A 24,550-nucleotide genomic window follows, 5' to 3' on the forward strand; every position below is an offset into this window, starting at 1 on the left:
GGCACTCGTGTGGGAAGAGTGCCAGGCGGACGATCCGATGGGACGAGGGACGACGTGCTGGAGGTGCGCGCGCATGCTGAGTGAACGCAGGCTTCAGGTACTGCGCGCCATCGTCCAGGACTACGTGGGCACCGAGGAGCCGGTCGGTTCCAAGGCGCTCACCGAGCGGCACAACCTCGGCGTCTCCCCGGCCACCGTCCGCAACGACATGGCGGCCCTGGAGGAGGAGGGGTACATCGCGCAGCCGCACACCAGCGCGGGGCGCATCCCCACCGACAAGGGCTACCGCCTGTTCGTGGACAAGCTCGCGGGCGTGAAGCCGATGACCGCGCCCGAGCGGCGGGCGATCCAGAACTTCCTGGAGGGCGCCGTCGACCTCGACGACGTCGTGGCGCGCACGGTGCGGCTGCTCGCGCAGCTGACCCGGCAGGTCGCCGTCGTGCAGTACCCGTCGCTGACCCGGTCCACGGTCCGGCACGTGGAGCTGCTCTCGCTCGCCCCGGCGCGCGTGATGCTCGTGCTGATCACCGACACCGGCCGGGTCGAGCAGCGTATGGTCGACTGCCCGGCCCCGTTCGGCGAGGCATCGCTGGCGGATCTGCGGGCCCGGCTGAACAGCAGGGTCGCGGGCCGCCGGTTCACCGATGTGCCGATGCTGGTCGAGGACCTGCCGGACGCCTTCGAGCCGGAGGACCGAGGTACGGTCTCCACGGTGCTCTCCACCCTGCTGGAGACACTCGTGGAGGAGAACGAGGAGCGGCTGATGATCGGCGGTACCGCCAATCTGACCCGCTTCGGGCACGACTTCCCCCTCACGATCAGGCCCGTCCTGGAGGCACTGGAGGAGCAGGTCGTGCTCCTCAAGCTCCTCGGCGAGGCGAAGGACCCGGGCGTGACCGTGCGCATCGGCCACGAGAACGCCCACGAGGGACTCAACTCCACGTCCGTCGTGTCGGTCGGCTACGGTTCGGGCGGCGAGGCGGTTGCCAAGCTCGGCGTGGTCGGACCGACCCGCATGGATTACCCGGGAACGATGGGAGCGGTACGCGCAGTGGCACGGTACGTCGGACAGATCCTGGCGGAGTCGTAAGTGGCCACGGACTACTACGCCGTTCTCGGCGTGCGCCGCGACGCGTCGCAGGATGAGATCAAGAAGGCGTTCCGGCGGCTCGCGCGCGAGCTGCACCCGGACGTCAACCCGGATCCGAAGACCCAGGAGCGGTTCAAGGAGATCAACGCCGCTTACGAGGTGCTGTCGGACCCGCAGAAGAAGCAGGTCTACGACCTCGGCGGCGACCCGCTCTCGCAGTCCGGCGGCGCCGGCGCGGGCGGCTTCGGGGCCGGCGGCTTCGGCAACTTCTCCGACATCATGGACGCGTTCTTCGGTACGGCGTCGCAGCGCGGGCCGCGCTCGCGCACCCGGCGCGGCCAGGACGCGATGATCCGGATCGAGGTCGAGCTGGACGAGGCGGCCTTCGGGACGACCAAGGACATCCAGGTCGACACCGCCATCGTCTGCAACACCTGCACCGGCGAGGGCGCGGCCCCCGGCACGTCCGCCCAGACGTGTGACATGTGCCGCGGCCGGGGCGAGGTCTCGCAGGTCACCCGGTCCTTCCTGGGCCAGGTCATGACCTCCCGGCCGTGCCCGCAGTGCCAGGGCTTCGGCACGGTCGTGCCGACGCCGTGCCCGGAGTGCGCCGGCGACGGCCGCGTGCGCTCCCGCCGCACGCTCACCGTGAAGATCCCGGCCGGTGTCGACAACGGCACCCGGATCCAGCTCGCGGGCGAGGGCGAGGTCGGCCCCGGCGGCGGCCCGGCCGGCGACCTGTACGTGGAGATCCACGAGCTGCCGCACCCGACCTTCCAGCGGCGCGGCGACGACCTGCACTGCACGGTGACCATCCCGATGACGGCCGCGGCGCTCGGCACCAAGGTGCCGCTGGAGACCCTGGACGGCATGGAGGAGGTCGACATCCGGCCCGGCACCCAGTCCGGCCAGTCGATCCCGCTGCACGACCGCGGTGTCACGCATCTGCGCGGCGGCGGCCGGGGCGACCTGATCGTGCACGTCGAGGTGCAGACCCCGACCAAGCTGGACCCCGAGCAGGAGCGCCTGCTGCGCGAACTGGCCAAGCTCCGCGGCGAGGAACGGCCGCAGGGCCAGTTCCAGCCGGGACAGCAGGGCCTGTTCTCGCGGCTGAAGGACGCGTTCAACGGCCGCTGACGTCGGCTGAGGGACCAGATCGACGGGCGGGCGTCCCCGGGTCGTGCCGGGGGCGCCTCAGGGTCGTTCCGGGGGAAGCCCCGATTCCGGCCGGTCCGGCGGACGTGACACCATGCGGTCATGTCCTCCGCGCTGACCGATCTCCTTCCCCTCCCGATCGTGCAGGCACCCATGGCGGGCGGAGTCTCCGTCCCGCAGCTCGCCGCCGCCGTCTGCGAGGCCGGCGGCCTCGGGTTCCTCGCCGCCGGGTACAAGACCGCCGACGGGATGTACCAGGAGATCACGCGACTGCGCGGGCTCACGAGCCGCCCGTTCGGCGTCAACCTGTTCATGCCGCAGCCCGACCTCGCCGAGTCCGGCGCCGTCGAGGTCTACGCCCATCAGCTGGCCGGCGAGGCCGCCTGGTACGAGACCGAGCTGGGCGAGCCGGACGGCGGCCGGGACGACGGCTACGACGCCAAGCTCGCCGTCCTGCTCGACGACCCGGTCCCGGTGGTCTCCTTCCACTTCGGCGTGCCCGACCGCGAGGTCGTCGCGCGGCTGCGCCGGGCCGGGACCCTCACCCTGGTCACCGCCACCACCGCGGACGAGGCCCGCGCGGTCGAGGCGGCCGGGGCGGACGCGGTGGTCGCGCAGGGCGTGGAGGCCGGCGGCCACCAGGGCACCCACCGCGACTCGCCCGAGGACGACGGCGCCGGCACCGGGCTGCTGTCGCTGCTCGCGCAGATCCGTGAGGCCGTGGACATCCCGGTCGTCGCCGCCGGCGGCATCATGCGCGGCGGCCAGATCGCCGCCGTCCTCGCGGCCGGCGCCGAAGCGGCACAGCTCGGCACCGCCTTCCTCACCACCGACGAGTCCGGCGCGCCCGAGCCGTACAAACAGGCGCTGACCGACCCCCTCTTCGCGCGCACCCGGCTGACCCGCGCCTTCTCGGGCCGCCCGGCCCGCTCCCTGGTCAACCGCTTCCTGCGCGAACACGGCCCGTACGCGCCCGCCGCCTACCCGGACGTCCACCAACTCACCTCGCCGCTGCGCAAGGCCGCCGCGAAGGCCGGTGACGCGCAGGGCATGGCGCTGTGGGCGGGGCAGGGCCACCGCATGGCCCGGCGGCTGCCGGCCGGGCGGCTGGTGGAGGTGCTGGCGGCGGAACTCGCCGAGGCCCGGACAGCGTTGTCGGACGAATCCCCCAAGGACGGATTCCGTGGGGACGCGTCCCGTAAGGGGGGTGAGGGCGCGTGACCGCCCCCGTCTTCGTGGTGGAGCGCTTGGAGTCGGACGGCGACCGGTTCGTCCTGGAGGGCGCCGAGGGCCGCCACGCCGTCTCCGTGAAGCGGCTGCGGCCCGGCGAGGAGGTTGTCCTCACCGACGGCGCCGGGCGCTACGCGGTGTGCGAGGTGACCGGCACCGAGGGCAAGGACCGGCTGATCGTCCGCATGGACGCGGTGGCCGAGGAACCGGCGCCGAGCCCGCGGCTCACCGTCGTGCAGGCCCTGCCCAAGGGCGACCGCGGGGAGGTCGCGGTCGAGACCATGACCGAGGTCGGCGTCGACGCGATCGTGCCCTGGCAGGCGTCCCGCTGCATCACCCAGTGGAAGGGCGACCGCGGGCTCAAGGCCCTCGGCAAGTGGCGGGCCACCGCCCGCGAGGCCGGCAAGCAGTCCCGCCGGGTCCGCTTCCCCGAGGTCGCGGACGCGGCGACGACCAAACAGGTGGCCGCGCTGCTGGCCCGCGCCGACTTCGCCGCCGTGCTCCACGAGAGCGGCACGGAGCGGCTGGCCACCGCCCAGCTGCCCACCGAGGGCGAGATCGTGCTGGTCGTCGGCCCCGAGGGAGGCGTCTCGCCGGAGGAGCTGGCGCTGTTCGCCCAGGCCGGCGCCACGCCGTACGTCCTCGGCCCGACCGTCCTGCGCACCTCCACCGCCGGCACCGCCGCCGCGGCCCTGCTGCTGGGCCGCACCGGCCGCTGGTCCTAGGACACCACTCGGAGGCCCCGTGGAACTCGCCCAAGTCCGGCTCCTGGTCAGTGACTTCGCCGCCTGCTACCGCTTCTACGCCGATGTCCTCGGTCTCAAGCCGCAGTCCGGCGCGACCGAGGGGCCGTACGAGAAGTTCAGCCCGCACACCGGTTCCGCCGGGATCGCCCTCCAGGACCGCTCGATGATGGCCGGGGTCCTGGCCGAGGCGGGGGACACCGCCACCGGGCACCGCTCCCTGGTCGTGCTGCGCGTCGACGACCTCGACGCCTACTGCGCCGGGATCACCGCCCGGGGCGCGACCCTGCTGCACGGCCCGGCGCCCATGACCGACCGCATGCGCGTCGCCCATCTGAAGGACCCGGAGGGGAACTTGGTGGAACTCCAGGAGTGGCTGTTGCTGCGCGGCTGACCGCGAGTGACCGGAAACCGGGGGCGGGGCGGGCCCGTCGCTGCGTAGAGTGACGGGGTGACTCAGGGTGCTTCGACGGGAAACGCGCACGGCTCCGGCTACCTCCGGTTCCCCCATCTGCACGGCGACTTGGTGACCTTCGTCGCCGAGGACGACGTATGGCTCGCCCCGCTGGACGGCGGCCGGGCCTGGCGGGTCAGCGCCGACAACATGCCGGTGACCCAGCCCCGCCTGTCACCGGACGGACGGCACCTCGCCTGGACGTCCACCCGGGACGGCGCCCCCGAGGTGCATGTCGCCCCGGTCGACGGCGGACCCGCCAAGCGGCTGACGTACTGGGGCAACTCCCGTACGGAGGTGCGCGGCTGGACCCCGGACGGGCGGGTGCTCGCGCTCGGCGCGCACGGCCGGCACAGCTTCCGGCACACCTGGGCGCACGCCGTCCCGCTGGACGGCGGCCCGGCCGAGACCCTGCCCTACGGCCCGGTCGGCGGCGTCGCCCTCGGCCCGGCCACCGTGCTGCTGTCCGCGCCGATGGGCCGCGAGGCCGCCTACTGGAAGCGCTACCGGGGCGGCACGGCGGGCAAGCTGTGGATCGACCGGTCCGCCCTGGGCGGAGAAGGCGCCGGGGAGTTCGTACGGCTGCACGAGGACCTCGACGGGAACATCGAGTGCCCGGTGTGGGCGGGCGACCGCATCGCGTTCCTCTCCGACCACGAGGGCACCGGAGCCCTCTACTCCTCCCTCGCCGACGGCTCCGACCTGCGCCGGCACACGCCCCTCGAGGGCACCTCCCGCGCGAGCGAAGCCGAGCGTGGCGGAGGCTTCTACGCCCGGCACGCGGCCGGCGACGGCACCCGGATCGTCTACAGCTCGGCCGGTGAACTGTGGCTGCTGGACGACCTGGAGGGCGCCGAGCCGCGCCGGCTGGGGATACGGCTCGGCGGGCCCCGCGTGGACCTGCGGCCGTACCCGGTCAACGCCTCCCGCTGGTTCGGCGAGGCGTCCCCCGACCACACCGCGCGCGGCAGCGCCGTCTGCGTGCGCGGCGGCGTCCACTGGGTCACCCACCGCTCCGGCCCCGCCCGCGCCCTGGCCGCCACCCCCGGCGTCCGCGCCCGCATGCCGCGCGCCTTCCGCGCCGACGGCGAGGAGTGGGTGGTGTGGGTGACGGACGCCGAGGGCGAGGACGCCCTGGAGTTCGCCCCGGCGACCGGCACCGTGCCCGGTGCCCCGCCGCGCCGGCTCGCCGCCGGACAGCTCGGCCGGGTCCTGGAACTGGCCATGGCGCCCGACGGCAGCCGGGCCGCCGTCGCCGCGCACGACGGCCGGCTGCTGCTGGTCGAGCGCGAGACCGGCGAGGTCCGCGAAGTCGACCGCAGCGACGACGGCGAGGTCTCCGGGCTCGCCTTCTCCCCGGACTCCGCCTGGCTGGCCTGGTCCCACCCCGGCCCGCGCCCGCTGTCCCAGCTGCGCATCGCCCACACCACCGACCTGTCGGTCACCGAGGCGACCCCGCTGCGCTTCCAGGACTACGCGCCCGCCTTCACCCTCGACGGCAAACATCTGGCGTTCCTCTCCAACCGCGCCTTCGACCCGGTCTACGACGAACACGTCTTCGACCTCGCCTTCGTGGTGGGCGCCCGGCCGCACCTGATCCCCCTGGCCGCCACCACCCCCTCGCCGTTCGGGCCGCAGCGCCACGGCCGCCCCTTCGAGACCCCCGACAAGGACGAGACCCCCGACAGCGAGGGCACCCCGGCCACCCGCGTCGACCTCGAAGGGCTCGCCGACCGCATAGTCCCCTTCCCGGTGGAGGCCGGCCGCTACTCCACGCTGCGCGCCGCCAAGGACGGCGTCCTGTGGCTGCGCCACCCGGTGCGAGGGGTCCTCGGCACCGCCCGCGCCCACCCCGAGGACCCCGACCCGCACACCGAGCTGGAGCGCTACGACCTCGCCCAGCGCCGCCTGGAGCACCTCGCCGCCGACGCCGACCACTTCGAGGTCAGCGGCGACGGCAAGCGCCTGCTGCTGTGGAGCGACGGCCGGCTGCGGGTCGTGCCCAGCGACCGGCGCACCGGCAGCGACGACGACGGCGACACCAGCGTCACCGTCGACCTCGCCCGGGTCCGGCAGACCGTCGACCCGGCCGCCGAGTGGCGGCAGATGTACGACGAGACCGGCCGCCTCATGCGCGACCACTTCTGGCGCGCCGACCTCGGCGGCGCCGACTGGTCCGGGATCCTCGACCGCTACCGCCCGCTGCTGGCCCGGCTCGCCACCCACAGCGACCTGGTCGACCTGCTGTGGGAGGTGCACGGCGAGCTGGGCACCTCGCACGCCTACGTCACCCCGCGCGGCGGCTCCGGACGCGCCCGGCACGGCCTGCTCGGCGCCGACATCTCCCGGCACCCGGACGGCAGCTGGCGCATCGACCGGATCCTGCCGGCGGAGACCTCCGACCCGGACGCCCGCTCCCCGCTCGCCGCGCCCGGCGTCGCGGTCCGCCCCGGGGACGCCGTCATCGCGGTGGCCGGGCACCCGGTCGACCCGGTGACGGGCCCGGGCCCGCTGCTGGTCGGCACGGCGGGCCACCCGGTGGAGCTGACCGTCTCCCCGGCCGGCGGTGGCGAGCCCCGGCACACCGTCGTCGTCCCCATCGCCGACGAGGAGCCCCTGCGCTACCACGCCTGGGTCGCCGACCGCCGCGCCCACGTCCACGCGGCCTCCGGCGGCCGCCTCGGCTACCTCCACGTCCCCGACATGCAGGCCCCCGGCTGGGCCCAGATCCACCGCGACCTGCGCGTGGAGGTCGCCCGCGAGGGACTCGTGGTCGACGTCCGGGAGAACCGGGGCGGCCACACCTCCCAACTGGTGGTGGAGAAGCTGGCCCGCCGGATCATCGGCTGGGACCTGGCGCGCGGCATGCGCCCCACCAGCTACCCGCTCGACGCGCCGCGCGGCCCGGTCGTCGCCGTCGCCAACGAGTTCTCCGGCTCGGACGGCGACATCGTCAACGCGGCGATCAAGGCCCTCGGTATCGGCCCGGTCGTCGGCACCCGCACCTGGGGCGGCGTCATCGGCATCGACAGCCGCTACCGCCTGGTCGACGGCACCCTGGTCACCCAGCCGAAGTACGCGATCTGGCTGGAGGGGGTGGGCTGGGACGTGGAGAACCACGGCGTGGACCCGGACGTGGAGGTCGTACAGCGGCCCCAGGACTGGGTGTCCGGCACGGACGCACAGCTCGACGCGGCGATCGCGCTCGCGCTGGAGGCGCTGGAGACGAACCCCGCGAAGACGCCTCCGGTGCTCCCGTCCTGAGCGGTGCCGACCCGCCCCTGACGGGCTACCATGCCAACCCTGTTGATCACCCCTGAAAGCGAGCGCAGCGCATGGCCGGCGAACCGCAGAACGACTGCCTGTTCTGCCGAATCGTCGCGGGCGAGATCCCGGCGACGATCGTCCGAGAGACAGAAACGACCGTGGCCTTCCGGGACATAAACCCCCAGGCCCCCACCCACGTCCTGGTCATCCCCAAGGCCCACTACGAGAACGCCGCCGAGCTGGCCGCGGGCGCCCCGCGGATCGCCGCGGACGTCCTCGCCGAGACCAAGGCCGTGGCCGACGCCGAGGGCCTCGACAGCTACCGGCTCGTCTTCAACACCGGGTCCGGCGCCGGCCAGACCGTCTGGCACGCCCACGCGCACGTCCTCGGCGGCCGCGGCCTCCAGTGGCCCCCGGGATGAGCGTCCGTGTCCGTACGTGAACTGGTGGTCCTCGGCACCGCCAGCCAGGTCCCGACCCGGCACCGCAACCACAACGGCTACCTGCTGAGGTGGGACGGCGAGGGCATCCTCTTCGACCCCGGCGAGGGCACGCAGCGGCAGATGCTGCGCGCCGGGGTCGCCGCCCACGACCTGAACCGGATCTGCGTCACGCACTTCCACGGCGACCACTCCCTCGGCCTGGCCGGGGTCATCCAGCGGATCAACCTGGACCGGGTGCCGCACGAGATCACCGCGCACTACCCGCGCTCCGGCAGGCGCTTCTTCGAGCGCCTGCGCTACGCGACCGCCTACCGCGAGACCGTCGCCCTCACCGAGGCCCCGGTCGCCGCCGACGGCCTCCTCGCGGTCACCCGGTCGTACACCCTGGAGGCGCGCCGGCTCTCGCACCCCGTGGAGTCCTACGGCTACCGGCTCGTCGAGCCCGACGGCCGCCGCATGCTGCCCGACCGGCTCGCCGCGCACGGCGTCCGGGGCCCGGACGTGGGCCGGCTCCAGCGGGAGGGGCGGCTCGGGGACGTGGCCCTGGAGGACGTCAGCGAGGTGCGGCGCGGACAGCGGTTCGCGTTCGTCATGGACACCCGGCTCTGCGACGGCGTGCACGCGCTCGCGGAGGGCTGCGACCTGCTGGTCATCGAGTCCACCTTCCTGGACGAGGACGCGGACCTCGCCGTCGAGCACGGGCACCTGACGGCCGGGCAGGCCGCCGCCGTGGCCCGGGACGCCGGGGTGCGGCACCTGGTGCTGACCCACTTCAGCCAGCGCTACACCGAGCCCGCGGAGTTCGAGCGGCAGGCGCGGGCGGCCGGGTTCACGGGCGAGCTGACCGTGGCCCACGACCTGCTGCGGGTACCGCTTCCGAAACGGCGGTAAAACACCCGTACGATGCTTTGATGCCTCTCCCGAAAGCAGAACTGCACCTCCACATCGAAGGCACCCTGGAGCCGGAGCTGGCGTTCGAGCTGGCCGCCCGCAACGGCGTGCGCCTGCCGTACGCGGACACCGACGCCCTCCGCGAGGCCTACCGCTTCGCGGACCTCCAGTCCTTCCTCGACCTGTACTACGAGCTGATGGCCGTCCTGCGCACCGAGGACGACTTCGCCGACCTGGCCGACGCCTACCTGGCCCGGGCCGCCGCGCAGGGGGTGCGGCACGCGGAGATCTTCTTCGACCCGCAGGCCCATGTGGCCCGGGGCGTGTCCCTGGGCACGGTCGTGGAGGGGCTGTGGCGGGCGCTGGGGGAGAGCGAGGCGAACCACGGCGTCTCCACCAGGCTGATCATGTGCTTCCTGCGGGACGAGACCGCCGAGTCGGCCCTGCTCACGCTGGAGGCCGCGCGGCCGTACCTGGACCGGATCACCGGTGTCGGCCTGGACTCCGCCGAGGTGGGGCACCCTCCGGCGAAGTTCCGCGAGGTGTACGAGGCCGCCGCCGCGCTCGGGCTGCGCCGGGTCGCGCACGCCGGCGAGGAGGGGCCGCCGGAGTACATCACGCAGGCGCTGGACGTGCTGGGCGTGGAGCGCGTCGACCACGGCCTGCGCTGCGTGGAGGACCCGGCGCTGGTGGAGCGGCTGGTGCGGGAGCGGATCCCGCTCACCCTGTGCCCGCTGTCCAACGTGCGCCTGCGGGCCGTGGACACCCTCGCCGACCACCCGCTGCCCGCCATGCTCGACGCCGGGCTGCTGTGCACGGTCAACTCCGACGACCCGGCGTACTTCGGCGGGTACGCGGGCGACAACTTCGCGGCCGTGCACGAGAGCCTGGGCCTGACCCGGGACCGGCTGCGGGAGCTGGCCCGCAACTCCTTCCTCGCCTCCTTCCTGGAGGACGACGAGGAGCGCCGGGCCCGCTACCTCGCGGAGGTGGACGCGTACGAGTTCGGCGACGACGTGTCCTAGTCGCGGACGACGCGACGTAGCCGCAGACGACGTGACATGACGTGATGTGCCGTTGCCGTGGCCGGGGTGTGTGATCCCGGCCACGGCGTCGTTTGCGGGTGGTGCCCCTGGGTAGAACCGTCTAGCGTGCGTTCTCATATATAGACGTTATTCATGAGGAGAGATGGTGGGGGCCTCCCTGTGACCCGTGACCTGACCATCACCGAGGTGCGGCTGACGCCGATCCTGGTGGCCGACCCGCCGCTGCTCAACACCCAGGGCGTACACCAGCCGTACACCCCCCGGCTGATCGTGGAGATCGTCACCGCCGACGGTGTCACCGGGCTCGGCGAGACCTACGGCGACACCAAGTACCTGGAGCTGGCCCGGCCGCTGGCCGAACGGCTCACCGGGCGCTCGGTCATGGACGTGAACGGCCTGTTCGGGATCGACCTGGCCGTGGACGCCTCCCGGGTCGAGGGCGGGACGGACGCGGGCGGCCTGCGCGGGGTGCAGACCGCCGACAAACTGCGGCTGTCGGTGCTGTCCGCCTTCGAGGTCGCCTGCCTCGACGCCCAGGGCCGGGCGCTCGGCCTGCCCGTGCACGCGCTGCTCGGCGGGAAGGTCCGCGACGCCGTCGAGTACAGCGCCTACCTCTTCTACAAGTGGGACGGGCACCCGGCGGGCGTCCCCGCCGAACCCGACGACTGGGGCGCCGCGCTCGACCCGGCCGGCGTGGTCGAACAGGCCCGCCTGTTCCAGCGGCGGCACGGCTTCGGCTCGTTCAAGCTCAAGGGCGGGGTCTTCCCGCCCGAGCGGGAGATCGCCGCCGTCCGCGCCCTCGCCGACGCCTTCCCCGGCCACCCGCTGCGGCTCGACCCCAACGGCGCCTGGTCGGTCGCCACTTCCCTGAAGGTCGCGAAAGAGCTGGGCGACGTCCTGGAGTACCTGGAGGACCCGACGCTGGGCACGCCCGCCATGGCCGAGGTGGCCGCCGGCACCGACGTGCCGCTGGCCACCAACATGTGCGTGACCACCTTCGGCGAGATCAAGGAGGCATTCACCAAGGACGCCGTCCAGGTCGTCCTGTCCGACCACCACTACTGGGGCGGACTGCGCAACACCCAGCGGCTGGCCGCGATCTGCGCCGCCTTCGGGGTCGGCGTCTCCATGCACTCCAACACCCACCTCGGCATCAGCCTCGCCGCGATGACCCAGGTGGCGGCCACGGTCCCCGGCCTGCACCACGCCTGCGACTCCCACTACCCCTGGCAGTCCGAGGACGTCCTCACCGAGCGGATCGCCTTCCGGGCCGGCCGGGTCGCCGTGTCCGACGCGCCCGGCCTCGGCGTCGAACTGGACCGGGACGAACTCGCCCGGCTGCACCGGCGGTGGGCCGACGACGACGGCGCGCTGCGCGACCGCGACGACGCGGCGGCGATGCGCGTCGCCGACCCCGCCTGGCACACCCCGGCGATGCCCCGCTGGTGACCGGCGCGGGCCCGCCGTGAGCGAACCCCTGGCGTTCCGGTAGGTGTGCTGGTGCACACTGGCCAGAACCGCACCACGCCAGGGAGCGCACCGTGACGTCGTCGCACACCCTCGCCCGAGAGGAACCGGAACACCTCACCCAGGCAGCGCGCCGCCAGGTCCAGGTCGACCCGCTCGCCGCGCTGCGCGCCCCCGGGGACCCGCCCTGGGACGTCTACCTCACCGGCACGGTCTTCCTCGACATCATCTTCACCGGTCTGGACTCGGCGCCGGTGCGCGGCACCGAGTCCTGGGCCCGGGGCATGGGCTCCAGCCCCGGCGGGGTCGCCAACATGGCCGCCGCCCTGGCCCGGCTCGGCCTGCGCACCGCCCTGGCCGCCGCGTTCGGCGACGACCACTACGGCGAGTACTGCTGGGACGCGCTGGAACGGGGCGAGGGCATCGACCTCTCGGCCTCGCGGACCGTGCCCGGCTGGCACTCCCCGGTCACCGTCTCGATGGCCTACGAGGGCGAGCGGACCATGGTCTCCCACGGCCACGAGCCGCCGTCCCAGGCCGTCTTCGGCCCGGACGGGAGCCCCGCCCGGCCGCCCCGCGCGCGGGCCGCCGTGGCCTCCCTCACCCCGGGCCGGGGCGCCCCGTGGATCGCCGAGGCCGCCCGCGCGGGCACCCGGATCTTCGCCGACGTCGGCTGGGACGACACGGGCGCGTGGGACCTGGCCGGCCTGCCCGACCTGGAGCACTGCGAGGCGTTCCTGCCCAACGCGGAGGAGGCCCGCCGCTACACCGGCGCCGACTGCCCCCGGGCCGCCGCGCACGCGCTGACCGAGTGCGTGCCGGTGGCCGTGGTGACCCTCGGCGAGGAGGGCGCCTACGCGGTGGACCGGCGCACCGGGGAGGCCGCCGAGGTCCCCGCGATCGCCGTGGAGGCGCTGGACCCGACCGGGGCCGGGGACGTGTTCGTCGCCGGGTTCGTGACCGGCTCCCTGGCCGGCTGGCCGCTGGCCGACCGCCTGGCCTTCGCCGGGCTCACGGCCGCGCTGTCGGTGCAGGAGTTCGGCGGCTCGCTGTCCGCGCCCGGCTGGTCGGAGATCGGGGCCTGGTGGCGCAAGGTGCAGTCCCTGCCCGGCCAGGACCCGATGGCCCTGGCCCGGTACGCCTTCCTGGAGGACCTCGTGCCCAGGCGGCTGGACCGGCCCTGGCCGCTGCGCCGGGCCGTGCCCACCATCGGGTTCGGCCGCTCGGCCTGAGCCGGAGGCACGGCGACTCGGTCCAAGGGCACGGCGACTCGGTCCAAGGGCACGGCGGGGACACGGTGACGGCGCGGCGGGCCGGAAAAACGGTCGTAGGAAAAGCCCTACGGCGTTGTCAGCCCCCCGTCGTACCCTGGACAGTGCGAGGCCGCCGTCAGCCGTGCGGCCGTGACGAGGAGGAAGCGCAGGCCTTCAGCGCCGGCCCATGACAGAGACACCGACAGCTCACACCCCCGCGCAGGAGCAGGCGAGAGCGCAGTTCACCGTCCCCGCCCAGCACCCCATGGTGACCGTGCTGGGTTCCGGCGACTCCCTCCTGCGCGTGATCGAGAGGGCCTTCCCGGCGGCCGACATCCATGTCCGGGGCAACGAGATCAGCGCGGTCGGCGACCCCGTGGACGTCGCCCTGATCTCGCGCGTGTTCGACGAGATGATGCTGGTGCTCCGCACCGGGCAGCCGATGACGGAGGACGCAGTGGAACGCTCGATCGCCATGCTCAAGGCGAGCGAGAACGGCACGAACGACGGGCCCGAGACCCCGGCGCAGGTGCTCACGCAGAACATCCTTTCCTCGCGGGGCCGCACCATCCGCCCCAAGACCCTCAACCAGAAGCGGTACGTCGACGCGATCGACAAGCACACGATCGTCTTCGGCATCGGCCCCGCCGGCACCGGCAAGACCTACCTGGCCATGGCCAAGGCCGTGCAGGCCCTCCAGTCCAAGCAGGTCAACCGGATCATCCTGACCCGTCCGGCGGTGGAGGCGGGCGAGCGCCTCGGCTTCCTGCCCGGCACCCTCTACGAGAAGATCGACCCGTATCTGCGCCCGCTGTACGACGCGCTGCACGACATGATCGACCCGGACTCCATCCCCCGGCTGATGGCCGCCGGGACGATCGAGGTCGCGCCGCTCGCCTACATGCGCGGCCGTACGCTCAACGACGCCTTCATCATCCTGGACGAGGCCCAGAACACCAGCCCCGAACAGATGAAGATGTTCCTCACCCGCCTCGGCTTCGACTCGAAGATCGTGATCACGGGTGACGTGACGCAGGTCGACCTGCCCGGCGGGCAGAAGTCCGGCCTGCGCCAGGTGCAGGAGATCCTCGACGGCGTCGAGGACGTCCACTTCTCCCGGCTGTCGTCCCAGGATGTCGTACGGCACAAGCTGGTGGGCCGTATCGTCGACGCGTACGAGCAGTACGACAGCCAGCACGGCACCGAGAACGGCGGCTCCCCCAAGGGTGGCCGGGCCGGGACCGGCGCCAGGGGCTCCAAGGGGAAGTAGACCAGCACGACCATGTCGATCGACGTCAACAACGAGTCCGGCACCGAGGTAGACGAGCAGGCGATCCTGGACATCGCCCGCTACGCGCTCGCGCGGATGCGCATCCACCCGCTCTCCGAGCTCTCGGTGATCGTCGTGGACGCCGACGCCATGGAGCAACTGCACATCCAGTGGATGGACCTGCCGGGCCCCACCGATGTCATGTCCTTCCCGATGGACGAGCTCCGGCCGCCGTCCAAGGACGACGACGAGCCGCCGCAGGGGCTGCTCGGAGACATCGTGCTGTGCCCGGAGGTCGCCGCCCGGCAGGGCGCCGAGGCACCCACGAGGCACTCCATGGACGAGGAGCTCCAGCTGCTCACCGTCCACGGCGTGCTGCACCTGCTGGGGTACGACCACGAGGAGCCCGACGAGAAGGCCGAGATGTTCGGGCTCCAGGCGGCCATCGTGGACGGCTGGCGGGCCGAGCGCGGCCTGACCGGCCCGTCCCCGGCGCCGACCGTCTCGTAAGCGGGCCGCATGTCCGTCCAGTTCGTGCTCGGCGCGATCGCGCTCGTCGTCGTGGCCTGGCTCGCCGCCTGCGCGGAGGCGGGCCTGGCTCGCGTCTCCAGCTTCCGCGCCGAGGAGGCCGTGAAGTCCGGCCGGCGGGGCAGCGCCCGGCTCGCCCAGGTCGCCGCCGACCCCACCCGCTATCTGAACGTGGCCCTGCTGGTCCGGGTGGCCTGCGAGATGGCCGCCGCGACCCTGGTCACCTACGCGTGCCTCCAGGAGTTCCCCACCACCTGGGAGGCCCTGCTGGTCGCCCTCGGCGTGATGGTCCTCGTGTCGTACGTCGCCGTCGGCGTCTCCCCGCGCACCATCGGCCGCCAGCATCCGATCCACACCGCGACCGCGGCGGCCTACGTGCTGCTGCCGCTGGCCCGGATCATGGGCCCGGTGCCGTCCCTGCTGATCCTCATCGGCAACGCCCTCACGCCCGGCAAGGGCTTCCGGCACGGCCCCTTCGCCTCCGAGGCGGAGCTGCGCGCGCTGGTCGACCTCGCCGAGAAGGAGTCGCTGATCGAGGACGAGGAGCGCCGGATGGTGCACTCGGTGTTCGAACTGGGCGACACCCTGGTGCGCGAGGTCATGGTGCCGCGCACCGACCTGGTCACCATCGAGCGCTTCAAGACCATCCGCCAGGCGCTCACCCTGGCCCTGAGGTCCGGCTTCTCGCGGATACCGGTCACCGGTGAGAGCGAGGACGACATCATCGGGGTCGTGTATCTGAAGGACCTGGTCCGCAAGACGCACATCAGCCGGGAGGCGGAGGGCGACCTGGTGTCCACGGCGATGCGCCCGGCCGTGTTCGTGCCCGACACCAAGAACGCCGGCGACCTGCTGCGCGAGATGCAGAAGGAACGCAACCACGTCGCCGTCGTCATCGACGAGTACGGCGGCACCGCCGGCATCGTCACCATCGAGGACATCCTGGAGGAGATCGTCGGCGAGATCACCGACGAGTACGACCGGGAACTGCCGCCCGTGGAGGACCTCGGCGACGACCGCTTCCGGGTCACCGCCCGCCTGGACATCACCGACCTCGGCGAGCTGTACGGCCTGGAGGAGTACGACGACGAGGACGTGGAGACCGTCGGCGGGCTGCTCGCCAAGGCGCTCGGCCGGGTGCCGATCGCCGGGGCGTCCGCCGAGGTGCGGCTGCCGGACGAGCGGGTGCTGCGGCTGACGGCGGAGGCCGCGGCCGGCCGCCGCAACAAGATCGTGACGGTGCTGGTCGAGCCGGTTCCGGTGCCGGTCTCCGAGGAGGAGAAGGCCGAGTGACCCCGCAGGAGCTGCGCGCCCTCTGCCTGTCGTTCGGGGCGGCCGTGGAGGACTTCCCGTTCGGCCCGGAGTTCTCGGTCTTCAAGGTGCTGGGCAAGATGTTCGCCCTGACGACGCTGGACGCGCGGCCCCTGACGGTCAACCTCAAGTGCGACCCGGAGGACGCGGTCCGGCTGCGCGGCGAGCACGAGGGGCTGATCGTCCCCGGCTGGCACATGAACAAGCGGCACTGGAACACGGTGACCGTCGACGGGGCACTCCCTGACCGGCTGGTCAGGGAGCTGATCGAGGACTCCTACGACCTGGTCGTGGCGGGGCTGCCGAGGGCGGAGCGGCTGCGGCTCGACCGGCCGTGACGCACCCGTGGCGGGGCGGACCCGGCGCGGCTTCGTATGCTCGGGGCATGACCGAGAGCACCGGGCTTGACCCCGAGGACCGCAAGATCGTCACCCTGGCCCGTTCCGCGCGGGCCCGCAACGTCGTGCCCGAGGGCGCGGCCGTACGGGACGAGACCGGGCGCACGTATGTCGCCGGGACGGTGGAGCTGCCCTCGCTGAAGCTGAGCGCGCTGCGCACCGCCGTCGCGATGGCCGCGGCCTCGGGGGCGCGGTCCCTGGAGGCGGCGGCCGTGGTGAGCGACGCGGACTCGCTCCCGGCCGAGGACCTGTCCGCCGTGGCCGACCTCGGCGGCGCCGGCACCCCGATCCTCCTCGCGGCCCCCGACGGCACGGTCCGCCTCACCGTCCCCGCCACCTGACACCCCTGCCCCCGCCCCGGGCCCACCCCCGGGGCACCCCCCGCCCGAGCTCCCACCGAAACCCGGACCCCCGCCTCCGCCCGGTCCCGCCTCCGCCCGGTCCCGGCTCCGCCCGGTCCCGGCTCCGCCCCGGGCCCACCCCGGGGCGCCCCCCCCGCCTGGGCTCCCACCGAAACCCGGGCTCCGGCCTCCGGCCGGTCCCGCCTCCGCCCGGTCCCGGCTCCATCCCGTCCCGGCTTCATCCGGGCTTCCGCCTTCGTCCGGGGTCCCGCCTTCACTTGGGCTTCCGCCCGCCTGGTCCTCGCCCGCCCGGGCCTCCGCCCCCTGGCTCTCGTCATCCGGCCTCTCGCTCCGGGGCTCCGGGCCCCGCCCCCACCCAGGTCCCGCCCCCGCCAGGACGGCTGGATTTCGGCCTTGTCGGGTTTTTGGCGGCGCGCATCAATGGGGCCATGCGTCCGACGGGTCGTCAGATCCGCACCGCCGTGCAGCGACCGCACCCGCCTGCTCAGGCCCCTCTCCGTTCCGTCGGCGTCCCCACCTGGCACCTCCCCACCACGAAAGGGAAGCGGATCCCCATGAGAGGCACACGCACGGCGATGGGTGCGGCCCTGGCCGCCGGGGCCCTCGCGGTCACCGGACTGGCCTTCGCGCCCTCCGCGGCCGCCGTCACTCCCCAGTCGGCGACCATCAACGCGAACTGCGGCGTCTTCGGCGGCGGCGCGGCCACGCTCACCGCCACCCAGAGCGGCACCTCGGCCACCCTCACCCTCAGCTCCAGCGCGATCAAGACCCCGGTCGCGGTGGCCCAGGACTCGATCGCCACCACGCTCACCATGGTCAAGGCGAGCGGCGGCACCACCGTCTTCAGCGGGACCAAGAACCCGGCCATGGCCGCCGGCGCCGCGGTCACCGTCGGCCCGCTGGCCGGCACCGTGGCCGTCGGCGACCGGCTGGAGGCATACGGCGGCTCGCTGAAGATGGTGATCTTCGGGGTCTCCGTGACCTGTACCGCCACGGCCAAGCAGTCGCCCGGACCGTTCGTGTTCTGACCGCGGCCGAGCGATCTGTTCCGGATCGCGCCGTAATCGCCGCAACCCCCGGAATGCCGCAGAAACTGATGACCTGTCAGGTCTCTGCGGCATTTCCATTGACTTCTCACCCCCGCTCCCCGCCAATGCCCCCTGTCGGCGCAGCCGAGCCGCTGCGCCCGCAACCCTCAGGAGGGGGCCCATGGGTCCGACACCCCGAAGAGCCCGGCGGTGGCGCTGGACGGCACTGCTCGGGCCGACCGCCCTCGCGGTCACCGCGGGCGGCGCGCTGGCCTGTCCGGCCGGCGCCGCCGGCGCGAACGTGGACTTCGGCACGCACTGCATCCCGCCCGCCGTCGCCGGCATCCCGCCCATCGACGGCACCACCACCGCGAAACTGGCGGTGGACATCACCCGTCCCAAGGTCGGCGACAAGGTCACGGTGACCTACACCGTGGTCACCGCCGCCGCGAGCAACCCCACCGAACTGGCCCTGCCCGCCGACATCATGACCCCGACCGGGAAGGTCACCCTCGGCGGCGCCCAGACCGGCGCCGTCACCGTCGCCGGGCCGAAGAAGAACCCGCCGGTGCCGGGGAAGGCCGCCTTCCCGTCGTTCTCCATGACGGGCGCGTTCACCGTCACCGAGCCGGGGCGGATCACCCTCTCGCCCGGCGACTACAACATCCACACCAGCTACATCATGGAGCTGGACACCCCCTGCACGGTCATCACCCCGCCCGCCCCGGTCTCGGTGACCGTCACCGCGACCGACGGCACCCCCGCCGACACGCGCACGATCTCCCTGGGTGCGGCGTCGGGCGCCCCCGGGGCGAGCGTCACCGTCAGCGGCGGCCATTTCACGCCGGGTGCCGCCGTCACCCTGGCCGGACGGGCGGGCGACACCCAGACCGCGGACACCGCGACCGTCACCGCGAACGCCCAGGGCTCCTTCCAAGGCTCCCTCGTCGTGCGCGACAAGGCGACGACCGGGATCGTGGCCTACGAAGGCGGCTCCTGGAACCCCGACCGGGGCGCCGGACCCGCCGCCTACGCCGTCCTCGACGACCCGCCCGTCCCCGGCGACGGCCAGAAGCTGACCACCACCGTCAAGGCGGGCACCCTGTCCATGACCCAGGCCGGGGACTCCGTCGCCCTCGCCGCGGTCGACTTCGGCCGGGGCGGACCCTCCACCGGCCGCCTGAACACGGTGACCGTCAAGGACTTCCGCGGCGGCCCCGCCGGCTGGTCCCTGACCGGCGAGGTCACCGACTTCACCGGCCCCGGCGGCCGGATCGACGCGGACGAGCTGAGCTGGACCCCCGCCTGCGCGGCGAAGGCGGGCAGCCCCAGCGCCTGCCAGGCCGGTTCGGCGGGCGCCGTGGGCGACTCCGGGGCGACCCTCGCCTCCACCGCCGACGGGACGCTGACCGGCGGCGAGTTCACCGTCGACGCCGGACTCTCCCTGAACGTACCGGCGTTCACCCCGCCCGGCGCGTACGCGGGCGTGCTCACGCTGACGCTCACGTGAGCCTCACGGGCGTCCGCACCCGCCCGGTCCTCGCCTCCCCTGTTCCTCGCCTCCCCTGTTCCTTGAGCCCGTGGGGGTTTCCGCACCCATGCGCAAGCCGTACGCCCTCCTCCTGGCCGCTCTCCTGCCGCTGTGGCCGGCGGCCCCCGCCCGCGCCGCCGACAACGGCAGCTGGTCCGTCTACCCGGTCGCCTCCGAGCCCGCCGCGCGGCCCTACTTCACCCTCTCCGCCGACCCCGGCCGGACCCTCGCCGACGAGGTCGCCGTCCACAACCGGACGAGCCGCCCGCTGACCTTCCGGCTGTACGCGGCCGACGCCTACAACACCGCCCGGGACGGCGGGTTCGCCGTGCGGACCGCGGGGGAGCGGATGCGCGGGGTCGGCGCCTGGGCCGGTCTCGCCCGGACCCGGATCACCGTGCCCGGACACGGGACCGTCACCGTGCCCTTCACCCTGCGCGTCCCGGAGGGGGCCGAACCCGGCGACCACCCCGGCGCGATCGTGGCCCTGGACGAGCGGACCGGCACCGGCGGCGGAGACCTCGCCCTGGGGGTGCGACGGGCCGTCGGCGCCCGGGTCTACCTCCGGGTCGGCGGGCCCCGGCTGCCCGCGCTCTCCGTCGGACAGGTGCGCGTCGGCCGCCACCGCCCGTCGCCGCCCGGCCTCGGCGCCGGCACGGCCACCGTCTCGTACACGCTGCGCAACACCGGGAACGTCACCCTCAGCCCCCGGGTGAAGCTGACGGCGCGCGGACTGTTCGGCCGCACGCTGCTCGACCGCGGGCTCACCCGGGTGCCCGCCGAACTGCTGCCGGGTCAGCGGGTGCGGCTCACCGAGACCTGGCGCGGGCTGCCCCGGTTCGACCGCGGCGAGGTCACGGTCACCGCGAGCGCCCGGGGCGCCCGGGAGTCGGCGAGCGCGGGTTTCCTCGTGCTGCCCTGGCTGCTGGTGGCGCTGGTGTTCGCCGCCGCGGCGCTGACCGGGGCGCTGCTGGTCAGAGCGCGTCGGGCCCGCGCTCGCCGGTCCGCACCCGGACGACCGTCTCGACGGGAACGGCCCAGACCTTTCCGTCGCCGATCTTCCCGGTCCGGGCGGCCCTGACCACCGCGTCGATCACGTCGTCGGCGACCGCGTCCTCCACGACCACCTCGATGCGCGCCTTCGGCACCAGGTCGACCCGGTACTCGGCCCCCCGGTAGACCTCGGTGTGCCCGCGCTGCCGGCCGTAGCCGCTGGCCTCGGTCACGGTCAGCCCGTGCACGCCCAGCTCCCGCAGGGCGGCCTTGACCTCGTCCAGACGGTACGGCTTGACGACGGCGGTGATGAGCTTCATGCCTGGGTCTCGACCTTCTGGGCGGTGAGCGGGGCGGAGTGGGAGACCGGGGCGCCGTGGCCCAGGACGCCGTGATCGTATGCGGTCTCGGCGTGCACCGTAAGGTCCAGACCGGTGTACTCCTGCTCTTCGCTCGCCCGGAAGCCCAGCACCCTGTCGAGCAGCTTGCCGAGCCCGTACGACACCGAGAACGCGTACGCCGCCACGGCCGCCACCGCCAGCAGTTGCCGGCCCAGCGGGGCGAGGCCGCCGCCGTGGAACAGTCCCTGCGCGCCGCCGGTCATCGCCTTCTCGGCGAACACGCCGATCAGCACGGTGCCGATGACCCCGCCGACCAGGTGGACGCCGACCACGTCCAGGGAGTCGTCGTAGCCCAGCTTGAACTTCCAGCCCACCGCGTAGGAGCAGACGATACCGGCGGCCAGGCCCACGACCAGGGCGCCGAGCAGGGAGACCGTGCCGCAGGACGGGGTGATCGCGACCAGGCCGGCCACCGCGCCGGAGGCGGCGCCCAGGGTGGTCGGGTGGCCGTCGCGCCGCCGCTCGACGAAGAGCCAGCCGAGCAGGCCGGTGCAGCCGGCGGCGAGCGTGTTGAGGAACGCGGCGGCGGCGAGGCCGTTCGCGCCGAGCGCGGAACCGGCGTTGAAGCCGAACCAGCCGAACCACAGCAGACCGGCGCCGAGGACGACCATGGGCAGGTTGTGCGGGCGCATGGCTTCTTTCCCGAAGCCCAGCCGGGGCCCGAGGACCAGGCACAGGGCGAGCCCGGAGGCGCCGGAGGTGATCTCGACGGGCAGCCCCCCGGCGAAGTCGAGGGCGCCGAGCCGGTCCGTGATCCAGCCGCCGGGGCCCCACACCCAGTGGGTGACCGGAACGTACACCAGCAGGGTCCACACCGGTACGAAGACCAGCCACGCGGAGAACTTCGCGCGGTCCGCGACCGCGCCGCTGATCAGCGCGGCCGTGATGATCGCGAAGGTGAGCTGGAAGGTGGCGAACAGCACGGTGGGGACCGTGCCGTGGACGCTGTCCGGGCCGAGGCCGCGCATCCCGGCGTGCTCCAGGCCGCCGAGCAGGCCGCCGCCGAGGTCGTCGCCGAAGGCGAGGGAGTAGCCGGCCGCCAGCCAGACCACCGTGACCAGGGCGATCGACACGAAGCTCATCATCAGCATGTTGAGGACGCTCTTCGCGCGGACCATGCCGCCGTAGAACAGGGCCAGGCCCGGGGTCATCAGCAGGACGAGGGCGGTCGCGGCGAGCAGCCAGGCGGTGTCGCCGGTGTCGGCGCGGGGGGCGGCGAGGATCACGGGGCGTCTCCAACGGGCGGGGGCTGCGCACGAGGGTCACCGGTGTGCGTTTCCGGTCGCGTACGGATGTGTTTCCGTGACGTTTCGTTGCCGGGGGGTTTCCGGAATCTCACCCGCAGGCGCGGTGGGCGGCGGTGGTACGGCGCGGCTTCGTGGATCAGGGAGAATGGGCGGCATGAGCGTTCGTAGCCAGAATTCCGAGCAGCCGGCCGAGTCCGTCCACCGCGCCGGCTTCGCCTGCTTCGTGGGCCGCCCCAACGCGGGCAAGTCCACCCTGACGAACGCTCTGGTCGGGCAGAAGGTGGCGATCACCTCCAACCGCCCGCAGACCACCCGGCACACGGTGCGGGGCATCGTGCACCGGCCGGACGCGCAGCTGATCCTGGTCGACACCCCCGGCCTGCACAAGCCGCGCACGCTGCTCGGCGAGCGGCTGAACGACGTGGTCCGCACGACCTGGGCCGAGGTCGACGTGATCGGCTTCTGCCTGCCGGCGGACCAGAAGCTCGGCCCCGGCGACCGGTTCATCGCCAAGGAACTGGCCGCCATCAAGAAGACGCCGAAGGTCGCGATCGTCACCAAGACCGACCTGGTCGACTCCAAGGCCCTCGCCGAGCAGCTGATCGCCATCGACCAGCTGGGCAAGGAGCTGGGCATCGAGTGGGCGGAGATCGTGCCGGTGTCGGCGGTCGGCGCCAAGCAGGTGGATCTGCTGGCCGACCTGCTGATCCCGCTGCTTCCCGAGGGGCCGGCGCTCTACCCCGAGGGCGATCTGACGGACGAGCCCGAGCAGGTGATGGTGGCCGAGCTGATCCGCGAGGCCGCGCTGGAGGGCGTGCGCGACGAGCTGCCGCACTCCATCGCGGTGGTCGTGGAGGAGATGCTCCCGCGCGAGGACCGCCCCGCCGACCGTCCCCTCCTCGACATCCACGCCAACGTCTACATCGAGCGCCCCAGCCAGAAGGGCATCATCATCGGCCCCAAGGGCAAGCGCCTGAAGGAGGTCGGCATCAAGTCCCGCAAGCACATCGAGGCGCTGCTGGGCACGCCGGTCTTCCTCGACCTGCACGTCAAGGTGGCCAAGGACTGGCAGCGCGACCCCAAGCAGCTGCGCAAGCTGGGCTTCTGAGACCTCACCGGCGCTGGGCCCGCAGCACCTCCCGGTACCAGTGGTACGACGACTTCGGGGTGCGCTCCAGCGTCGCGTAGTCCACGTGCACCAGGCCGAAGCGGCGGGTGTAGCCCTCGGCCCACTCGAAGTTGTCCAGCAGGGACCACACGAAGTAGCCGCGGACGTCGGCACCGGCGGCGCGGGCGGTGTGGACGGCGCGGATGTGGGCGTCCAGGTAGGCGATGCGGTCCTGGTCGTCGACGCCTTCGTAGGAGCAGCCGTTCTCGGTGACGAGGACGGGCGGGAGCCGGTCGCCGTAGCGGTCGCGCAGGCCGGTGAGCAGTTCGGTCAGGCCCTCGGGGACCACCGGCCAGCCGAAGTCGGTCACCGGGCGCCCCTCGATCTCCCGCACCGAGAAGGGCAGTTCGGCGGGGAGTGCCAGGCCGCCGTACGCGCCGTTGCCGTCCTCCGGGGCGCCCACCCGGGACGGCGCGTAGTAGTTGACGCCGTACCAGTCGACGGGTCCGGCGATGACGTCCAGGTCCTCCGCCGCGGTGTCGCCCATCAGTTCCGCCATGCCCTCCGGGTACGCGCCCAGGAGCACCGGCTCGGCGAACAGCCGGTTGAGCAGGGTGTCGTAGAGGTCCGCCGCCGCGAGGTCGGCCGGGTCCCCGGACGCGGGCCAGACCGGGCCGTGGGAGTTGGCGATGCCGATGTCCGCCGCGCCGGCCGCGCGCAGCGCCCGCAGCGCGAGGCCGTGGGCGAGGAGCTGGTGGTGGGCGGCGGGCAGGGCGTCGAACAGCAGCCGCCGGCCGGGGGCGTGGGCGCCGATCGCGTGGCCCAGCAGGGTGTGTTCCGCCGGTTCGTTGAGGGTGATCCAGGTGGCCACCCGGTCGCCGAGCCGGTCCGCCACCACCGACACGTAGTCGGCGAACCGGTACGCCGTGTCCCTCTCCAGCCAGTCCAGCGCGGCGGGCAGGTCCCAGTGGAAGAGGGTGGGCACGGGCCGCACGCCCGCCGCGCACAGCTCGTCCACCAGGCGGTCGTAGAAGTCCAGGCCGCCGGGGGAGTTCACCCGGGGCCAGGAGACGGAGAAGCGGTAGGCGTCCACGCCGAGGCCCGCGAGGAGGGCCACGTCCTCGGCGTAGCGGTGGTAGTGGTCGCAGGCGACCGCCGCCGTCGAGCCGTCCCGCACCCGCCCCGGCCCGGCCGTGAACACGTCCCAGACGGACGGCTCCCGCAGTCCGGCCGCGCCCTCGATCTGATGGGCGGAGGTCGACACACCCCACAGGAAGCCGGCCGGGAACCGGGGTATCTCGGTGCCTGCGTCAGTCGCCATGGGCGGGATCATC

General features: G+C 73.5%; 23 protein-coding genes. 20 read left to right on the forward strand and 3 right to left on the reverse strand.

Annotated elements, in window-relative coordinates; all coding sequences use genetic code 11:
* Positions 1–73: 73 nt before the first annotated feature.
* The 19 genes from hrcA (at position 74) to ACSURM_RS24565 (ending at position 20,548) form a co-directional block, all read left to right on the forward strand.
* The gene (gene hrcA / locus ACSURM_RS24475; protein ID WP_189996920.1) at positions 74–1,090 is read left to right on the forward strand and encodes a heat-inducible transcriptional repressor HrcA; all 1,017 of its coding nucleotides are present in this window, start codon (positions 74–76) and stop codon (positions 1,088–1,090) included.
* Entirely contained in the window at positions 1,091–2,227 is a 1,137-nt protein-coding gene (gene dnaJ / locus ACSURM_RS24480) for a molecular chaperone DnaJ (protein ID WP_436957904.1), read from the forward strand. It begins immediately after the preceding gene.
* Between the two features lie 120 nt (positions 2,228–2,347).
* Positions 2,348–3,466 (forward strand): nitronate monooxygenase, encoded by a 1,119-nt coding sequence (locus tag ACSURM_RS24485; protein WP_436957905.1) that lies wholly within the window; start codon positions 2,348–2,350, stop codon positions 3,464–3,466.
* On the forward strand, positions 3,463–4,200 hold the full coding sequence (locus ACSURM_RS24490) for a 16S rRNA (uracil(1498)-N(3))-methyltransferase (protein ID WP_436957906.1): 738 nt from the start codon (positions 3,463–3,465) through the stop codon (positions 4,198–4,200). Before ACSURM_RS24485 ends, ACSURM_RS24490 begins: the two co-directional genes overlap by 4 nt.
* Before the next feature lie 19 nt (positions 4,201–4,219).
* Positions 4,220–4,612 carry a VOC family protein gene (locus ACSURM_RS24495; RefSeq protein ID WP_436957907.1) on the forward strand — a complete coding sequence of 131 codons (393 nt, stop codon included), beginning with the start codon at positions 4,220–4,222 and terminating at the stop codon, positions 4,610–4,612.
* Positions 4,613–4,669: 57 nt separating this feature from the next.
* Positions 4,670–7,936 carry a S41 family peptidase gene (locus ACSURM_RS24500; protein ID WP_436957908.1) on the forward strand — a complete coding sequence of 1,089 codons (3,267 nt, stop codon included), beginning with the start codon at positions 4,670–4,672 and terminating at the stop codon, positions 7,934–7,936.
* Between the two features lie 71 nt (positions 7,937–8,007).
* Positions 8,008–8,361, forward strand: coding sequence for a histidine triad nucleotide-binding protein (locus ACSURM_RS24505; protein ID WP_030777237.1), 354 nt, complete (start codon positions 8,008–8,010; stop codon positions 8,359–8,361).
* Positions 8,362–8,367: 6 nt separating this feature from the next.
* A complete protein-coding gene (locus ACSURM_RS24510) occupies positions 8,368–9,273 on the forward strand; it encodes a ribonuclease Z (RefSeq protein ID WP_436957909.1) in 906 nt (301 codons plus the stop codon).
* 20 nt (positions 9,274–9,293) lie between these two features.
* Positions 9,294–10,298 (forward strand): adenosine deaminase, encoded by a 1,005-nt coding sequence (locus ACSURM_RS24515; RefSeq protein ID WP_436957910.1) that lies wholly within the window; start codon positions 9,294–9,296, stop codon positions 10,296–10,298.
* A gap of 153 nt (positions 10,299–10,451) precedes the next feature.
* Positions 10,452–11,768 carry a glucarate dehydratase family protein gene (locus ACSURM_RS24520; RefSeq protein WP_436957911.1) on the forward strand — a complete coding sequence of 439 codons (1,317 nt, stop codon included), beginning with the start codon at positions 10,452–10,454 and terminating at the stop codon, positions 11,766–11,768.
* A 92-nt stretch (positions 11,769–11,860) separates the two neighbouring features.
* On the forward strand, positions 11,861–13,018 hold the full coding sequence (locus tag ACSURM_RS24525; protein WP_436957912.1) for a carbohydrate kinase family protein: 1,158 nt from the start codon (positions 11,861–11,863) through the stop codon (positions 13,016–13,018).
* A 208-nt stretch (positions 13,019–13,226) separates the two neighbouring features.
* Positions 13,227–14,309 (forward strand): PhoH family protein, encoded by a 1,083-nt coding sequence (locus ACSURM_RS24530; RefSeq protein WP_436957913.1) that lies wholly within the window; start codon positions 13,227–13,229, stop codon positions 14,307–14,309.
* A gap of 12 nt (positions 14,310–14,321) precedes the next feature.
* Complete coding sequence (ybeY, locus tag ACSURM_RS24535) at positions 14,322–14,819, forward strand: rRNA maturation RNase YbeY (RefSeq protein WP_030777220.1); 498 nt, start codon at positions 14,322–14,324, stop codon at positions 14,817–14,819.
* 9 nt (positions 14,820–14,828) lie between these two features.
* Complete coding sequence (locus ACSURM_RS24540; RefSeq protein WP_436957914.1) at positions 14,829–16,130, forward strand: hemolysin family protein; 1,302 nt, start codon at positions 14,829–14,831, stop codon at positions 16,128–16,130.
* Positions 16,127–16,486, forward strand: a complete 360-nt coding sequence (locus ACSURM_RS24545) for an MmcQ/YjbR family DNA-binding protein (RefSeq protein WP_436957915.1) — start codon at positions 16,127–16,129, stop codon at positions 16,484–16,486. Before ACSURM_RS24540 ends, ACSURM_RS24545 begins: the two co-directional genes overlap by 4 nt.
* Before the next feature lie 47 nt (positions 16,487–16,533).
* Positions 16,534–16,887: a cytidine deaminase gene (locus ACSURM_RS24550; RefSeq protein ID WP_436957916.1), complete on the forward strand. Its 354-nt coding sequence runs from the start codon at positions 16,534–16,536 to the stop codon at positions 16,885–16,887.
* Positions 16,888–17,462: 575 nt separating this feature from the next.
* Complete coding sequence (locus ACSURM_RS24555; protein ID WP_436957917.1) at positions 17,463–17,936, forward strand: hypothetical protein; 474 nt, start codon at positions 17,463–17,465, stop codon at positions 17,934–17,936.
* Positions 17,937–18,117: 181 nt separating this feature from the next.
* Positions 18,118–19,446 (forward strand): beta-xylosidase, encoded by a 1,329-nt coding sequence (locus tag ACSURM_RS24560; RefSeq protein ID WP_436957918.1) that lies wholly within the window; start codon positions 18,118–18,120, stop codon positions 19,444–19,446.
* Between the two features lie 88 nt (positions 19,447–19,534).
* On the forward strand, positions 19,535–20,548 hold the full coding sequence (locus ACSURM_RS24565; RefSeq protein WP_436961176.1) for a WxL protein peptidoglycan domain-containing protein: 1,014 nt from the start codon (positions 19,535–19,537) through the stop codon (positions 20,546–20,548).
* Here ACSURM_RS24565 and ACSURM_RS24570 read toward each other — a convergent pair.
* Together ACSURM_RS24570 and ACSURM_RS24575 are read right to left on the reverse strand one after the other, a co-directional pair.
* Positions 20,442–20,780, reverse strand: a complete 339-nt coding sequence (locus ACSURM_RS24570) for a P-II family nitrogen regulator (RefSeq protein ID WP_436957919.1) — start codon at positions 20,778–20,780, stop codon at positions 20,442–20,444. The two genes, ACSURM_RS24565 and ACSURM_RS24570, sit on opposite strands and share 107 nt — an antisense overlap.
* Positions 20,777–22,087 (reverse strand): ammonium transporter, encoded by a 1,311-nt coding sequence (locus ACSURM_RS24575; RefSeq protein WP_436957920.1) that lies wholly within the window; start codon positions 22,085–22,087, stop codon positions 20,777–20,779. Before ACSURM_RS24575 ends, ACSURM_RS24570 begins: the two co-directional genes overlap by 4 nt.
* A 175-nt stretch (positions 22,088–22,262) precedes the next feature.
* Between ACSURM_RS24575 and era the strand changes: the two genes are divergently transcribed.
* Positions 22,263–23,216 carry a GTPase Era gene (gene era / locus ACSURM_RS24580; protein ID WP_189996902.1) on the forward strand — a complete coding sequence of 318 codons (954 nt, stop codon included), beginning with the start codon at positions 22,263–22,265 and terminating at the stop codon, positions 23,214–23,216.
* A 4-nt stretch (positions 23,217–23,220) separates the two neighbouring features.
* Here the strand turns inward: era and ACSURM_RS24585 are convergent, their stop codons facing one another.
* Positions 23,221–24,537, reverse strand: coding sequence for a GH1 family beta-glucosidase (locus tag ACSURM_RS24585; protein WP_436957921.1), 1,317 nt, complete (start codon positions 24,535–24,537; stop codon positions 23,221–23,223).
* Positions 24,538–24,550: the final 13 nt, after the last annotated feature.

This window comes from Streptomyces sp. SudanB182_2057 (genome assembly GCF_964272715.1).
GTDB lineage: Bacteria > Actinomycetota > Actinomycetes > Streptomycetales > Streptomycetaceae > Streptomyces > Streptomyces rubradiris.